The 14124-nt window shown below is 72.2% G+C and carries 16 protein-coding genes; 12 read left to right on the forward strand and 4 right to left on the reverse strand.

Annotated elements, in window-relative coordinates:
* The first annotated feature begins 12 nt into the window (after nt 1-12).
* From ACQPZ4_RS08875 to ACQPZ4_RS08915, 9 genes are all read left to right on the forward strand, one after another.
* Nucleotides 13-798: a neutral zinc metallopeptidase gene (locus ACQPZ4_RS08875; protein WP_433057778.1), complete on the forward strand. Its 786-nt coding sequence runs from the start codon at nt 13-15 to the stop codon at nt 796-798.
* A gap of 103 nt (nt 799-901) precedes the next feature.
* Nucleotides 902-1297 carry a hypothetical protein gene (locus ACQPZ4_RS08880; RefSeq protein ID WP_433057780.1) on the forward strand — a complete coding sequence of 132 codons (396 nt, stop codon included), beginning with the start codon at nt 902-904 and terminating at the stop codon, nt 1295-1297.
* Nucleotides 1298-1299: 2 nt separating this feature from the next.
* Nucleotides 1300-2445: a hypothetical protein gene (locus tag ACQPZ4_RS08885; protein ID WP_433057782.1), complete on the forward strand. Its 1146-nt coding sequence runs from the start codon at nt 1300-1302 to the stop codon at nt 2443-2445.
* On the forward strand, nt 2442-3530 hold the full coding sequence (locus tag ACQPZ4_RS08890; protein ID WP_433057784.1) for a S8 family serine peptidase: 1089 nt from the start codon (nt 2442-2444) through the stop codon (nt 3528-3530). Before ACQPZ4_RS08885 ends, ACQPZ4_RS08890 begins: the two co-directional genes overlap by 4 nt.
* A 78-nt stretch (nt 3531-3608) precedes the next feature.
* Nucleotides 3609-4736, forward strand: coding sequence for a mechanosensitive ion channel family protein (locus ACQPZ4_RS08895; RefSeq protein WP_433057785.1), 1128 nt, complete (start codon nt 3609-3611; stop codon nt 4734-4736).
* A 69-nt stretch (nt 4737-4805) separates the two neighbouring features.
* Nucleotides 4806-6260, forward strand: a complete 1455-nt coding sequence (pyk, locus tag ACQPZ4_RS08900; protein WP_433066399.1) for a pyruvate kinase — start codon at nt 4806-4808, stop codon at nt 6258-6260.
* A 13-nt stretch (nt 6261-6273) separates the two neighbouring features.
* Entirely contained in the window at nt 6274-7143 is an 870-nt protein-coding gene (locus tag ACQPZ4_RS08905) for an acyl-CoA thioesterase (RefSeq protein ID WP_433066402.1), read from the forward strand.
* Nucleotides 7144-7147: 4 nt separating this feature from the next.
* Nucleotides 7148-7603, forward strand: coding sequence for an RrF2 family transcriptional regulator (locus ACQPZ4_RS08910; protein WP_433057787.1), 456 nt, complete (start codon nt 7148-7150; stop codon nt 7601-7603).
* Nucleotides 7604-7647: 44 nt separating this feature from the next.
* A complete protein-coding gene (locus ACQPZ4_RS08915) occupies nt 7648-8136 on the forward strand; it encodes an NADPH-dependent FMN reductase (protein ID WP_433057789.1) in 489 nt (162 codons plus the stop codon).
* Here ACQPZ4_RS08915 and ACQPZ4_RS08920 read toward each other — a convergent pair.
* Both ACQPZ4_RS08920 and ACQPZ4_RS08925 read right to left on the reverse strand, forming a co-directional pair.
* The gene (locus tag ACQPZ4_RS08920) at nt 8113-8340 is read right to left on the reverse strand and encodes a hypothetical protein (RefSeq protein WP_433057791.1); all 228 of its coding nucleotides are present in this window, start codon (nt 8338-8340) and stop codon (nt 8113-8115) included. The genes ACQPZ4_RS08915 and ACQPZ4_RS08920 overlap by 24 nt on opposite strands.
* 49 nt (nt 8341-8389) lie before the next feature.
* The gene (locus tag ACQPZ4_RS08925) at nt 8390-8845 is read right to left on the reverse strand and encodes an RrF2 family transcriptional regulator (RefSeq protein ID WP_223102116.1); all 456 of its coding nucleotides are present in this window, start codon (nt 8843-8845) and stop codon (nt 8390-8392) included.
* A gap of 99 nt (nt 8846-8944) precedes the next feature.
* Between ACQPZ4_RS08925 and ACQPZ4_RS08930 the strand changes: the two genes are divergently transcribed.
* The 3 genes from ACQPZ4_RS08930 (at nt 8945) to xylB (ending at nt 12788) form a co-directional block, all read left to right on the forward strand.
* The gene (locus ACQPZ4_RS08930; RefSeq protein WP_433057792.1) at nt 8945-10150 is read left to right on the forward strand and encodes an ROK family protein; all 1206 of its coding nucleotides are present in this window, start codon (nt 8945-8947) and stop codon (nt 10148-10150) included.
* Between the two features lie 92 nt (nt 10151-10242).
* Nucleotides 10243-11403, forward strand: coding sequence for a xylose isomerase (xylA, locus tag ACQPZ4_RS08935; protein WP_433057794.1), 1161 nt, complete (start codon nt 10243-10245; stop codon nt 11401-11403).
* Entirely contained in the window at nt 11400-12788 is a 1389-nt protein-coding gene (gene xylB, locus ACQPZ4_RS08940; RefSeq protein WP_433057796.1) for a xylulokinase, read from the forward strand. The genes xylA and xylB overlap by 4 nt, the downstream gene beginning before the upstream one ends.
* A 9-nt stretch (nt 12789-12797) precedes the next feature.
* Here the strand turns inward: xylB and ACQPZ4_RS08945 are convergent, their stop codons facing one another.
* Nucleotides 12798-13355 carry a hypothetical protein gene (locus ACQPZ4_RS08945; protein ID WP_433057797.1) on the reverse strand — a complete coding sequence of 186 codons (558 nt, stop codon included), beginning with the start codon at nt 13353-13355 and terminating at the stop codon, nt 12798-12800.
* Entirely contained in the window at nt 13352-14077 is a 726-nt protein-coding gene (locus tag ACQPZ4_RS08950) for a TetR/AcrR family transcriptional regulator (protein WP_433057799.1), read from the reverse strand. Before ACQPZ4_RS08950 ends, ACQPZ4_RS08945 begins: the two co-directional genes overlap by 4 nt.
* Between the last annotated feature and the right edge of the window lie 47 nt (nt 14078-14124).

A 14124-nucleotide genomic window follows, 5' to 3' on the forward strand; every position in this document is an offset into this window, starting at 1 on the left:
TACCCCTCGGCCATGAAACGACCCCCTCGCCTGTCGCTCCTTATCCTCCTGGCCGTTTTGTACTGGCTCCCCGCCCGCTCGGCGCACGCCGACTCCTACGGCGGCTTCACCACGGACCTGAACATCGCCATCCGCGTGGCGGAGCACTACTGGGGCGCGAAGATCGTGGGTTTCCACCCCATCTCGAAGATCATCCCGTACGTCGTGGACGGCCAGATCTCCTGCGGGACCCAGCCCATTCCGGCGCAGAACGCGGCCTACTGCCCGATCGGCGACTTCATCGCCTACGACCGCAACTGGTCGGAGCAGGTCTACAACGACATGGGCGACGCTTTCGTGTTCTATCTGCTGGGCCACGAGTACGGCCACGGAATCCAGCAGCGCCTGGGGATCCAGTACCAGTTCACGATCTACCAGGAACTGCAGGCGGACTGCTTCTCGGGCGCCATGATCGGCGACTCCATCAAGACGGGCGACCTGACGCTCGACACGGGCGACGTGGAGGAACTGAAGGCCGGCCTGGTTTCCGTGGGGGATCCGCCGGACGAGCCCTGGTTCCAGGAGGGGGCGCACGGGTCGCCGGAGCAGCGGGAGTCTTCGTTCTTCGGGGGGTACGACAACAGCCTGGACGCTTGTGACATGCCGGCGGGGCACGGTTCTGTGGCTGCGCCGGCCGCTCCCGGGTTCCCCGCGCCGACGCCCACGGACTCGGCGAACCCGTTCCCGGGCACGCGAAACCCCTTCCCGGGCTGGACCAACCCACTCCCGCAACCGACCACGCCGATGTGGCCTTGGTGACCGATTTGCGCGTACTTTCGCCTGCGCACTTCGGGGCGGCCGGCTTGGGGCCGGCTCGGCTACGGTCGGCGTGTCCGATGCACTTCGTGGCGGGGAGGCCGCGATGGGTGATCAGCACGGCTTCGTGGTCGACCCGAGGGCGGTTCACACCTTCGGCCTCGACTTCCAGCACGACCTGGACGTCCACCTCTCCGCGGAGACGGTGCAGACCCTCGATCTCTTCGCCGCGACGCCGGTGTTCGGCACCCGTGCGGTGAACGAGGACGTCCGGCGGGCGGCGAGCGACTACTTCACGCGGCTGCAGGAGATCTTCGCGGTCATGGAGACGCTGCTGTACAACGGCGCGGTCATGGCGAAGGCGGCCCACAGCATTGCCGAGGCGTACGAGTCGGCGGACGTCCTGAGCGCCGACCAGGTCGGCGTCGCACTGGGCGACGGGCGTGCCGATGTGGCCGCGGATCTCCATGCCGTCGACCGCCGGACGGGCCGGGCGATCTGACGGTGGAGACGTACAAGGACTTCAGGCTCCCGGAACTCTGGCAGATCGTGCAGGGCGAGAATCCGGAGGACGGGTTCACCCACATCACCACGTTGAACCGGCTGCGGACCGCGTTGGAGCAGGAGTGTGTCAACCTCCGGGTGCACCGTGACCGCCTGATCGCGGGCTGGCCACCGGACCGCAGCGAGGCGGCGTGGGCCTTCGTCGGCCGCATCAACGACATGATCGACGTGATGACGCAGACGGCCGACGCGGCGCGCCGGATCTCCATCGGCGTCGACGAGACCTACGCCGCGATCCGCGTGGTCCGCGGCCGGCTCGAGTCGCTGCTGGCGAGGTATCCGTTGCGGCAGGGCCAGAACCTGGTCACGGACGACCTGAAGAACGCCGAACTCGACCAGCGGGGCCGCGACGCGCTGATCGCCGCCGACGCGCGGATCGTCGGCGCGGCCGAGCAGATCAATGTGTCCCCGCCGGCGTACCAGCGCTTCGACGAGCAGGGGTCGGCGATCCAAGTCGAACAGGCGCCCGGCGCCGGCGGCCCCGGCCGTCCCTCCGGCTTCCCGAGAGCGGGCCGGGGCCGGTCGGCGGTGCTGCAGGCGCCGGTGTTCGACCCGCCGTCGCCCTCACCCGGAAACGGCCCGCGCGACGGGGTCGACCTGGGCGACGGGCTGACGCTGACGCGGGAGCCGGGTGTCTCCACAAGCGTTGCGAACGTCGGTGCGCCACCGGGCCCGCCCCTCGCTCCGTTCGGGAGCGTCGGAGGCCACGGGTCCACGGTTCTGCCGCCGGCCACACCCGGCGGCGTTGGCGTTCGTCCCGGCGTCCTCGGGCCCGGAGGCGTGATCAGTGCCCCGCGCCCGGGCGCCGCGACCGCCGGGCCGCCCACGGCGGTGCCGATGACGGGCGGGGTCCCGCGATCGGGTGCTGCGGCCCCGCAGAGCGTGCGGCGCGGGACGGCGGCCGGTGCCGGCGGCTACCGCGATCGTTCCTATGAGCAGTACGCCGACCGCCGACGCGCGCGGCGCAACGAGTCGGACGGCAACGAAGTGTGGGCGGTGCGCGAGGGAGTGCCTCCCATCATCGAGGCGCCGGCCGAACCATTACGCCACGACCCCGGGCCGGGCGTGCTGGGGATCGACCGTTGATCGCCTGGCTCGGCCGGGCGGGCGCCTGCCTCGCCGCGATCGTCGCGGTGCTGGTGACCGGTGCCTCGCCCGCCCGGGCCGACACCGTCCGGGATCAGGAGTGGCATCTGGCGGCGCTTCGGATCGCCGAGGCGCACGAGGTCAGTCAGGGCGAGGGCGTCGTGGTGGCGCTGCCCGACACCGGGGTCGACACCAAGCACGCCGAACTGGCCGGGGCGCTGCTGCCGGGGAAGGGCTTCGGGGAGGGCAACGAGCAGTCCGACGGGACCGGCGACTTCATCGGCCACGGGACCGCCATGGCCGGGCTCATCGCTGGGCGGGGGCTTCCCGGCGGTGGCGGGATTCTCGGTATCGCGCCGAAGGCGATGATCCTGCCGCTGCAGACGCTTCGGAACGAGGACGGCAACGGGAACCCGGCCTTTCTCGCGGCCGGGATCGACTGGGCGGTCGGGCACGGTGCCAAGGTCGTCTGCGTCGCCGGCGGCGCGGGGGCGAGCGCGCAGCTGCGAGAGGCCGTCGAGCGGGCGCTGCGGGCGGACGTCGTGGTGGTCGCCGCGGTCGGCAATGCCCCGGCGGCGAAGGCGGTGGCGTTTCCGGCGAACCTTCCCGGGGTGCTGGCCGTCGCCGGAACGGATCGCGACGGGAATCATGCCGCGATCTCGGTGTCCGGGCCGGAGGTGGTGATCGCCGCGCCCGCTGTCGACATCGCGTCGACCCGGCTGGGCGGCAAGTACATGACCGCCACCGGGACGAGTGATGCCACGGCGATTGTGGCTGGGGTTGTGGCGCTCGTCCGGGCGAAGTATCCCGCGCTGTCCGGTCCCGAGGTCGTGCGGCGGATCACGGCGACCGCGATCGACAAAGGAAAGCCCGGCCGCGACGACGAGTTCGGGTTCGGGATCGTCGACCCCGTCGGTGCGCTCACCATGGAAATCGCCCCCGAGTCGCCCTCGGTAAGTGTGGGGTCCGGCGGGGCTGCAGCGCCTCGGAAAACGGGCGGGGTTTGGTGGATTGTCGCTGGTGGCGTGGTGCTTGGGGGCGTCGTGGTGGGGGTGGCGTTGCGGCGGAGGGCGTCGCGATTTTGATCACCTTGCCTGGTGGTGTGGGGATCACCCGTCGCGGGTAAGGCGCGCAGAATGCGGGATACGGTCTTTGACACGCTCATGCCGCTGGCCATTGCGCTCGGGGCCGCGCTCCTGGCGTTGCTCGCGGTACACATTGTGCACAAGGTGCTGCTGCGCGTGGGGCGGCAGGGCTCGCTGGTCACGGAATTGGCGGGGAAGGCGCATCGGCCCACCCAATGGGTGCTGGTGCTGTGTGCCGTCTACTTCGCGGTGCGGGCCAGCGCCGACGAGGCCTCGTGGCGGCATACGTTTCTGCACGCCGATCAACTGATCATCATCGGTACCGCGGCCTGGCTGCTCGCCGCGTTGCTCGTGGTGGCCGAGGATGCGGCGCTTTCGCGGTTCCGGACCGATGTGCCGGACAACCGGACGGCTCGGCGGGTGCATACGCAGGTCGTGATGATTCGGCGGGTGACCGTCGCCATCGTCGCGGTGCTTGCCGGGGCCGTGATGCTCATGACGTTTCCGCAGGCCCGGCTGGTCGGGACGTCCGTGCTGGCCAGTGCCGGGTTCGCCGGGATCATCGCCGGTCTGGCGGCGCAGAGCGTGCTGCGGAACGTGTTCGCGGGGTTGCAGCTTGCCTTCAGCGATGCCGTACGGCTGGGGGACGTGATCATCGTGGAGAAGGAGTGGGGGCGGGTTCAGGAGATCACGCTGTCCTACGTGGTCGTGCACGTGTGGGACGACCGCCGGCTGATCCTGCCCACGTCGTACTTCACCGAGAAGCCGTTCGAGAACTGGACCCGGACCGATTCCGCGTTGCTGGGCGCGGTGATGTTCGATGTCGACTGGTGGCTGCCGGTGCCCGAGATGCGGGAGGAGCTGCGGCGGGCGCTGGAGTCCACCGACCTGTGGGACGGGCGGGTCTCCGTGCTCCAGGTGATCGAGGCCACCGGCAGTGCCATGCAGCTGCGGGCGCTCGTGAGTGCCACCGACGCGCCGAAGTTGTGGGACCTGCGGTGCTTCGTGCGCGAGCATCTCGTCACCTGGCTGCGTGACACCCATCCGGGGGCGCTGCCGAAGGTACGGGCGGAGATGACCTCGCAGATGCCGCTGCACGCGACGCTGACCGGGCAGACGCTCACCACCGACGGTGACTCGCGGGTGTTCAGCCACAGCGTGGACGGGCGGGCGCGCGCCGAGGCGTTCACCGGTCCTGAACAGTAACCGCTCGGAAAGGAGCGGGAACGGGGAGATGGACGCCGTCTCAACTGATGGAGGTGGGCTGGGGCAGCGATAACGCGCCGTGGTGGAGGGGCTAGCCTCAGGGGTGTGACTCGACGCGCCAAAATCGTCTGTACGCTCGGCCCGGCCACGTCGTCGGCTGAGCGGCTCCGTGGCCTAGTCGACGCCGGTATGGACGTCGCGCGGCTCAACTTCAGCCACGGTAGCCACGAGGACCACGCCTCGGTGTACAACCTTGTTCGGGAGGCCGCCATCGGCGCCGGCCGCCCCGTGGGCATCCTCGCGGACCTGCAGGGTCCGAAGATCCGTCTCGGCCGCTTCGCAGACGGACCGCACGAGTGGGCGGCCGGTAAGACGGCCGTCATCACCAGCGACGACATCATCGGCACCGCCGACCGGGTGTCCTGCACCTACAAGAAGCTTCCGCAGGAAGTGAAGGCCGGCGACCGGCTGCTCATCGACGACGGCAAGGTCGCCGTCGAGGTGACCGCGGTCACTGGCAACGACATCACCGTCCTCGTCACCGAGGGCGGCATGGTCTCCAACAACAAGGGCGTCTCGCTGCCGAACGTGGCCGTGAGCGTGCCCGCGCTGTCGGAGAAGGACGCCGAGGACCTGCGCTTCGCGCTGCGCCTGGGCGCCGACTGGATCGCGCTGTCCTTCGTGCGCTCGCCGGACGACATCAAGCTCGTCCACGAGATCATGGAGGAGGAGGGCATCCGCCGGCCCGTCATCGCCAAGGTCGAGAAGCCCGAGGCGGTCGCCGCCCTCGAGGCCATCGTCAACGCGTTCGACGGCGTCATGGTCGCCCGGGGTGACCTGGGCGTGGAGATGCCGCTCGAGCAGGTGCCGCTGGTGCAGAAGCGCGCCGTGCAGCTCTGCCGCGAGCAGGCCAAGCCGGTCATCGTGGCGACGCAGATGCTCGACTCGATGATCGAGAACGCGCGGCCGACCCGGGCCGAGGCGTCCGACGTGGCCAACGCGGTGCTCGACGGCGCCGACGCGGTCATGCTGTCGGGGGAGACGAGCGTCGGGAAGTACCCCATCCTGACGGTCTCCACCATGGCCCGCATCGTCGCCACGACCGAGGGCGGCGCGCTCACCGTGCCGCGCCTGCAGCACGACCCCCGCACCCGCGGCGGCGCGCTCACCTCGGCCGCGTCCAACATCGCGCGCAACATCGGCGCGAAGGCGCTCGTGGCGTTCTCCCAGACCGGCGACACCGTGCGCCGCCTGGCCCGCCTGCACTGCGAGCTGCCGCTGCTGGCCTTCACCCCGGAGCCGACGGTGCGCAACCAGCTCACGCTGAGCTGGGGCGTGCAGACCTTCGACGTGCCGTTCGTGGAGCACACGGACGAGATGTTCAAGCAGGTGGACCTGGCCCTCGTCGGCCTGCCGTGGCTCGCGCCCGGCGACGACGTGGTCATCGTGGCGGGCTCCCCGCCCGGGACGCCCGGCTCCACGAACACCCTGCGTGTCCACCAGCTCGGAGTGCTCTCACAATAAGAGCGTGACCGAACTGGCTGGTGGGCAGGAAGCAGTGGACGATCTCGTCCGGCTGCTGGATCTCGAGGCGCTGGGGGACGACCGGTTCAAGGGCATCAGCCCGCCGGACGGCCCCCAGCGCGTTTACGGCGGCCAGGTGGCCGCTCAGGCCCTGGTCGCCGCCGGACGCACCGTCGATCGCGAGCGCACAGTGCATTCCCTCCATGGGTACTTCGTCCGCCCCGGCGACCCCGACGTGCCCATCACCTACGCGGTGGAGAACATCCGCGACGGCCGCTCGTTCTCGGTGCGCCGCTCGGTCGCGGAGCAGCACGGCAAGGTGATCTTCTTCATGTCGGCCTCCTTCCACCGGCCGGAGGAGGGGCTGGACCACGCCGAGCCGGCGCCGCCGGACGTGCCGGGGCCCGACGAGGTACCGACGATGGCCGAGCGCCTCGCCGGTTACGAGGACCGGGCCGGCGTGTGGGCCGTCATGCCCCGCCCGATCGACGTGCGCTACGTGGGCGAGCCCGGCTGGGTGGCCCCCGGCGACCGTCCCGCCGAGCCGCGCCAGCGCGTGTGGATGCGCCTGGACGGCAAGCTGCCCGACGATCCGGTGCTGCACACGTGTGTACTCGCCTTCGCCTCCGACCTGACGCTGCTCGACTCGGTGCTCTCGGCCCACGGGGCGGTCTGGGGACCGGGCGGCTTCATCGGCGCGAGCCTGGACCACGCCATGTGGTTCCACCGGCCCTTCCGCGCCGACGAGTGGTTCCTCTACGACAGCTCCAGCCCGTCGGCGTCCGGCGCCCGCGGCCTCGCGACGGGGCGGATGTTCACCAGGGACGGCCGGCACATCGCGACCACGGTGCAAGAAGGCCTGTTGCGCCGCGTGGGAGGATGAGCTCATGCGGCTTTCGGCCCGAGTTGACTATGCGCTTCGCGCGGTGGCGGAGCTGGCGGCGACGTCGGCCGACGGCAAGCTGGTGACGGCCGACCGCCTCGCCTCCGCGCAGCAGATTCCCCCGAAGTTCCTGGAGAGCATCCTGCTGCAGCTGCGCCGCGGCGGGATCGTGGTGGCCCAGCGCGGCCCGGAGGGCGGCTACCGGCTGGCCCGCCCGGCGGCCGAGATCTCCCTGGCCGAGATCATCCGCGTGATCGACGGCCCGCTGGCCAACGTGCGCGGGCAGCGTCCGGAGGAGCTCGGGTACCACGGCGCCGCCCAGTCCCTGCAGGACGTCTGGATCGCGCTGCGGGCCAACGAGCGCCTGATCCTGGAGACCGTGACGATCGAGGACGTGGTGACCGGCGAGCTGCCCGAGCGGGTGCGCGACCTGGTCGCCGACCCGCGCGCCTGGGTCTAAAAGCCGCTATTTCCTATCGGTTGAGTAGCCGATAGGATCGGCCGGTGATCGTCGTCGTCTCCGGAAACCCCCGCCCGCACTCGCGCACCCTGCACCTGGCCGAGGAGGTCGGCGGCGCGCTCGCCACCCGGCTCGGGCTGGCCGCGCCCCGCACGATCGACGTCAGCGAGCTCGGCCCGCGACTGCTGCAACCCGGCGACGGTACCGTGGCCGGCGCCGTCGCCACGCTGCAGCGGGCGAGCGTGCTGGTGGTGGCGACCCCGACGTACAAGGGAAGCTTCACGGGCGTGTTGAAGGTGCTGCTGGACCAGCTGCCGGCGGCCGGGCTCAAGGACATCACCGCCGTCACGGTGGTCACCGCGGGCGTTCAGCCCCAGGCCGACGCGGCCACCCGGCACCTGCGCGAGCTGCTGACCGAGCTCGCCGCCGCCCCGGTCGACCCGGGCCTCGCCGTGGTCGACGCCGACCTCGCCGACGCCGGCAGGACCGCCGCCGAGTACGTGAGCGGGCTAGCCGTGGAGCGCCGCGGCTGAGGCCAGCAGCGGGTCGTGGTCGCCGAAGGCACCGCGCTCGCTCAGCTCGTTCAGGGAGCGGGCGATGCTCACCAGGGCGTACGTCTGGGTGACCCGCAGCGTCCGGTCCATCTCCAGGTCGTCGGCCATGTCCAGCTCGGCCCGGATGCTGTGCAGGAAACCCTCGGCCGCCTGCAGGTAGGGATCGTGCGCCTTCGTCGACATAAGCCGAGCGTAGGGCGCCCGCCGCGCGGGGTGACGGCAAACGGGAAGATCAGCGGGGCTGCCAGGCGGCCGGCGGGGTGGTCAGGCGGCGCACGTGGGCGGGCATCCGGCCGCGGACCACGTCGGCCAGGCTGACCTCGTCGAGGACGTTGCGCACGGCGGCGCGTACCGCGACCCAGAGCTGCTGCAGGTGCTCGGCGGTGCCGGAGTACATGGCCTCCTCGGGGCGCACCCCGCGCACCTCGGCCAGCGGGCCGTCGACCGCGCGCAGCACGTCGCCGACCATGATCTCCGAGGGCTGGCGGGTGAGCACGTAGCCGCCGTCGACGCCGCGCTGGCCGCGGACCAGGCCGGCCCGGCGCAGGTCGCCCAGGACGGCCTCGAGGAACTTGCGGGGCATGTCCTGCTCGTCGGCCAGGCCCGCGGCCGAGACCACCGCGGGGTAGGCCGCCGCGAGCCCGAGGGAGGCGCGAACCGCGTAGTCCCCGCGCGCCGAGATGTGCATCGAAAGGCTGCCTTTCCGGCCGGGCTGGTGGCATTGCATGTCCGCTACCAATGTAGGGCGCCCGCCCGCGGGTGATCGCCGGGGTAGCGTTGTCGGATTATGCGAACCGATGAGCCGCGGCGGGGCGCCGACCACAACGTCATGCGCGAGGTCAACCGCTCGCTCGTGCTCGCGCTGGTCAAGGAGGGCGGGCCGGTGTCGCGGGCGAGCATCGCGCGCTCCACGACATTGGCCAAGCCCACCGTGTCGGCGATCGTCGACGAGCTCATCGCCGAGGGGCTCGTGCGCGAGATCGGGCCCGGCTCGACCGCGGTCAGCGGCGGGCGGCCGCCGATCCTGCTCGAGTTCAACGCCCGCTCGCTGCTCGTCGTCGGGGTGCACATCGGGGCCCGGCGCACCACGATCGCGATCGGCGACGCGACCGGCGAGGAGGTCGCCCGCCGCGAGCTGCCGACGCCGGACCGCACCACCGCGCCGGCCGAGGTGCTGCACACCGTCGCCGCCGAGGCCAGGGACGCCATCGCGAAGGCCGACATCCCCGGGGCGAAGATCGCGGCGGTGGGCGCGGTGCTGCCGGGGCTCACCGACTTCCACACCGGCGTCTGCCTGCTGGCCCCGAACCTGGGCTGGCGGGACGTGCCGGTCCGGGACCTGCTCGCGGCCGAGCTCGGCAATGCGCCGGTGTACGTGCACAACGCGGGACAGGCCGCCGCCGTCGCCGAGAACCTGGAGGGTGCGGGGGAGCGGGTGGGGGACCTCGCGTTGCTGTACAGCGGAACCGGTCTCTCGGCGGGCATCCTGACGGACGGGCGGGTGTTCCACGGGGTCGGCGGGACCGCGGGCGAGATCGGGCACAACGCGGTGCCGGGCAACACCGAGCCCTGCAACTGCGGCAAGGTCGGCTGCCTGGAGACCCTGGCGTCGGGTCCGGCGATCGTGCGCGCGGCGCAGCGGGCGGGGCTGGACGGCCTCGACGCCCGCGAGGTGACCGCGGCCGCGCTCGCCGGGGACGCGACCGCGCGGCGGGTCATCGAGGAGGTCGGCGAGTACCTGGGGCTGGCGGCGTCGTGGCTCATCAACGCGTACAACCCGGCGCTCGTCGTGGTCGGGGGCGGGCTGGCCGCGATCGGCGACCTGCTGCTGGAGCCGCTGCGCGCGGCCGCGGCCCGGCACACGCTCGCGCCGGCGCTGCGCGGGGTCGAGATCCGCGCGTCGAAGCTCGGCCCGGACGCGGAGGTGCGCGGCGCGGTGCTGCTGGCCCTGCAGCACTCCGAGACCTACTACCGGGTCGTGTTCCGGGCCTGATTCGAGGTTAGTTCTTATCTTGAACAAACCGGTTGGCGCGGCGTAACGTGGGCCCCGCATCCGCCAACACCCCGCCCTCGAAGAGGTACCTCATGAACGATTACCAGCCCACCCGCGAGGACAAGTTCAGCTTCGGGCTGTGGACCGTCGGCTGGCAGGCCCAGGACGTGTTCGGCGGGCCGACCCGCGCGCCGCTCGACTCGGTCGAGGCCGTGCACCGCCTGTCGGACCTCGGTGCCGCCGCCGTCACGTTCCACGACGACGACCTGTTCCCGTTCGGCAGCGACGACGCCACCCGCGACAAGCTCATCGGGCGCTTCAAGGACGCGCTCGGCGAGACCGGCGTCCGCGTCGAGATGGTCACCACGAACCTGTTCAGCCACCCGATCTTCAAGGACGGCGGGTTCACCTCGAACGACCGCGCGGTGCGGCGCTTCGCCATCAAGAAGGTGCTGCGCAACATCGACCTCGCCGCCGAGCTGGGCGCGGAGACCTACGTGCTCTGGGGTGGCCGCGAGGGCGCCGAGTCCGGTGGGGCCAAGGACGTGGCGGCCGCCCTCGACCGGTACCGCGAGGGCCTCAACCTGCTGTGCCAGTACGTGCGCGAGCAGGGGTACGACATCCGCTTCGCCCTGGAACCCAAGCCGAACGAGCCCCGGGGCGACATCCTGCTCCCGACCATCGGCCACGCCCTCGCGCTCATCGCGACGCTGGACGAGCCCGACCGCGTGGGCCTGAACCCCGAGGTCGGCCACGAGGAGATGGCCGGGCTGAACTTCGCCCACGGCATCGCCCAGGCGCTGTGGCACGGCAAGCTGTTCCACATCGACCTCAACGGCCAGCACGGCCCGCGCTTCGACCAGGACCTGCGCTTCGGCGCCGGCAACCTGCGCGGCGCGTTCTGGACGGTGGACGTGCTCGAGACCGGCGGGTACACCGGCTACCGGCACTTCGACTACAAGCCCCCGCGCACCGAGGACTACGACGGCGTGTGGGAGACGGCCCGCGCCTGCATGCGCAACTACCTCATCCTGCGCGACCGGGTCCGCTCCTTCCGCGCCGACCCCGAGGTGGCCGCGGCCCTGGAGGCGGCGCGCGTCGAGGAGCTGCGCCAGCCGACCCTGGCCGAGGGCGAGACCATCGCGTCGCTGCGCGAGGAGGAGTTCGACGTCGACAAGCTCGCCGCCCGCGGCGGTGCCTTCGAGGTGCTCGACCAGCTCGCCATGGAGCACCTGCTCGGCGTGCGTTCATGACCCTCGTCGCGGGGGTGGACACGTCGACCCAGTCGACGAAGGTTCTCGTCTGCGACGCCGACACCGGGGCCGTCGTCCGGGAGGGCCGCGCCGCCCACCCGGACGGCACCGAGGTCGCGCCCGCGCACTGGTGGACCGCGTTTCGGGAGGCGACCGCGGGCGGCCTGCTCGACGGGGTCGCGGCCATCGGTGTCGGGGGCCAGCAGCACGGCATGGTGCTGCTGGACGAGGCCGGGAACGTGGTCCGCGACGCGCTGCTGTGGAACGACACCCGCTCCGCCGGCGCGGCCGAGGACCTCATCGCCGAGCTGCCGGACGGCGCGGCGGGCTGGGCCGCGGCCGTCGGGCTGGTGCCGGTCGCGAGCTTCACCGTCACCAAGCTGCGCTGGGTCGCGCGGCACGAGCCTTCCGTGGCGGCGCGCGCGGCCGCCGTCGTGCTGCCCCACGACTGGATCACCTCGCTGCTCAACGTCGGTGGGGAACTCACCACCGACCGAGGCGACGCGTCCGGTACCGGCTACTGGTCGCCCACCACCGGCGAGTACCGGACCGACCTGGTCCGGCTGGCGTTCGGCCGCGACCTCGCGCTGCCCCGCGTGGCCGGGCCGGCCGAGGTGGTCGGCGAGACCGCGGACGGGGCACTGCTCGCGCCGGGCACCGGGGACAACATGGCCGCCGCGCTCGGGCTGGGCCTGCGGCCGGGGGACCTCGTGGTGTCGCTGGGCACCTCGGGCACGGTGTTCGGGGTCAGCGCGGCGCCGGTGGCCGATGCCAGCGGTACCGTCGCCGGGTTCGCCGACGCCAGCGGGCGGCACCTGCCGCTGGTCGCGACGCTGAACGCGGCCCGGGTGCTCACGGCCGCCGCGAACCTGCTCGGGGTGTCACTGTCCACGTTGGACGAGCTCGCGCTGTCGGCCGAGCCGGGGGCGGGCGGGCTGACGCTGCTGCCGTACCTCGACGGGGAGCGGACGCCCAACCTGCCCGGCGCGCGCGGCCTGCTCAACGGGCTCACCCGGGCGAACGCCGGGCCGGCCAACCTGGCCCGCGCGGCGTACGAGGGCATGCTCTGCGGCCTGGCCGACGGGCTCGACGCCGTCCGCGCGCTCGGCGTGCCGGTCGAGCGGGTGCTGCTCATCGGCGGCGCGGCCGCGTCGGCGGCGGTCCGCTCGATCGCGCCGGGGCTGCTCGGGGTGCCGGTCAGCGTGCCGGCGCCGGGGGAGTACGTGGCCCTCGGCGCGGCCCGCCAGGCCGCCTGGGCGCTCAAGGGCTCGGCCGAGGCGCCGGAGTGGCCGGTGTCCGCGACCGAGGCGACGGCGATTCCCGCCGAGGGCGTCCGGAAGGTGTACGGCGACGTGCGCGACCGCGCGCAGTCGCTGCTGAAGTAGCGGAGTCGCTCAGCCGCCGGACGCGATGTTCGGCGGCTGGGACAGGCACACGAACGGGCCGCGGACGCCGGCGCTGAACCGCTCCGCGGCCCGTAACGCCGTTTCGACCCGCCGCTGCGGCGCCATGCGGGACTGCGCGGTGGCGAACAGGGCGCCGAGCGCGATCTCGTCGCCGACGCCGACCGCGGCGTACCCGTCGGCCGCCTCGGCCACCTGGTAGTCGTCGTGCACCGTGAACAGCCGGCCCTTCACGCCCACCAGGAAGGTGCCGCCCTCCTCGCGCTCGCTGTCCCGCCGCGCCCAGCCGCCCGCCTTCAGGCAGTCCCGGACGGTGTCGATGAACCGCGTCGCCATGAAGCGCTCGATGTCACCGACGGGTTTCGGGGGCTTGAGGGAGTACCGGATGAGCTGCCCCATCCGGAAGGACGTGGTGAAGCCGAAGAGGTAGCCGTTGTTGTGGAACACCTTGGAGTCGGCGCGGACCGTCAGGCTCCAGCCCGAGGCGCCCGCGCTGTCCCCGCCGATGTAGACGGTCCCCTGGTGGACCAGGCCGACGATCGCGGTCACGCGGCACCACCCGCCGGGCGGGCGTAGCGGGCCAGGCCGTCGAGCATCACGTCGAGCGCGAACGCGAACCGCTCGTCGCCGCTGCCCTCGATCATCGCCGGCGCGATGGCGACCAGGTTCGGGAACTCGTCGGCGGGCAGCGAGGCGAGGTAGTCGCGGACCTGGTTGAGGTACGGCGCCGCGTCCGCCTCCGTGCGCCGGCCCAGCTCGACGTGGATCGCCGTCTCGATCGCGTCCGCGATGATGACCATGGACATCTGGTCCATCGCCCAGGCGCAGATGTGGTCCGGGATCCCGGCGCCGCGCAGCACGGCGAGGAGCGCCTCGGTGTACCGCAGCGAGTTGGGCCCGGTCGGGATGTTGGCCCGGGCCACCTTGGCGATGTCGCGGTGCGCGCAGAACACGTTGCGGCTGGCGAAGCAGCTGCGCTTCACCTCGGCCTGCCAGTCGGGCGCGTCCGCGCGCGGGAGCGGGGCCTCGCCGACCACCCGGTCGAGCAGCTGCTCGAGCAGCTCGTCCTTGTTGGCGAAGTACGCGTAGAGCGACGCCGCGCCGGTGCCCAGCTCCTGCGCCACCCGCCGCATGCTCAGGGCGTCGAGCCCGTCCTTGTCGACGAGGCGCAGGGCCGTGCTCAGCACCGCCTCCGCGCTCAGGGGCTGGCGGGCGGCCGGGGTCTTCTTCGGCGCCCGCCACGGTGGGGCGGGAATGGCGGCAGACGGCACCCGGCAATCGTACTTGACACGAACAGTGTTCCAAAGTAGAACGGTGT

The sequence above is a fragment of the Dactylosporangium sp. CS-033363 genome (assembly GCF_050942475.1).
In the GTDB taxonomy this organism is placed as follows: Bacteria; Actinomycetota; Actinomycetes; order Mycobacteriales; family Micromonosporaceae; genus Dactylosporangium.

What these genes read in the sequence shown, in the direction of transcription:
- ACQPZ4_RS08875 (WP_433057778.1), top strand. Translation starts at nt 13, where the DNA reads ATGAAACGACCCCCTCGCCTGTCGCTCCTTATCCTCCTGGCCGTTTTG.
- ACQPZ4_RS08880 (WP_433057780.1), top strand. Translation starts at nt 902, where the DNA reads ATGGGTGATCAGCACGGCTTCGTGGTCGACCCGAGGGCGGTTCACACC.
- ACQPZ4_RS08895 (WP_433057785.1), top strand. Translation starts at nt 3,609, where the DNA reads ATGCCGCTGGCCATTGCGCTCGGGGCCGCGCTCCTGGCGTTGCTCGCG.
- ACQPZ4_RS08910 (WP_433057787.1), top strand. Translation starts at nt 7,148, where the DNA reads ATGCGGCTTTCGGCCCGAGTTGACTATGCGCTTCGCGCGGTGGCGGAG.
- ACQPZ4_RS08920 (WP_433057791.1), bottom strand. Translation starts at nt 8,340, where the DNA reads ATGTCGACGAAGGCGCACGATCCCTACCTGCAGGCGGCCGAGGGTTTC.
- ACQPZ4_RS08925 (WP_223102116.1), bottom strand. Translation starts at nt 8,845, where the DNA reads ATGCACATCTCGGCGCGCGGGGACTACGCGGTTCGCGCCTCCCTCGGG.
- ACQPZ4_RS08930 (WP_433057792.1), top strand. Translation starts at nt 8,945, where the DNA reads ATGCGAACCGATGAGCCGCGGCGGGGCGCCGACCACAACGTCATGCGC.
- xylA (WP_433057794.1), top strand. Translation starts at nt 10,243, where the DNA reads ATGAACGATTACCAGCCCACCCGCGAGGACAAGTTCAGCTTCGGGCTG.
- xylB (WP_433057796.1), top strand. Translation starts at nt 11,400, where the DNA reads ATGACCCTCGTCGCGGGGGTGGACACGTCGACCCAGTCGACGAAGGTT.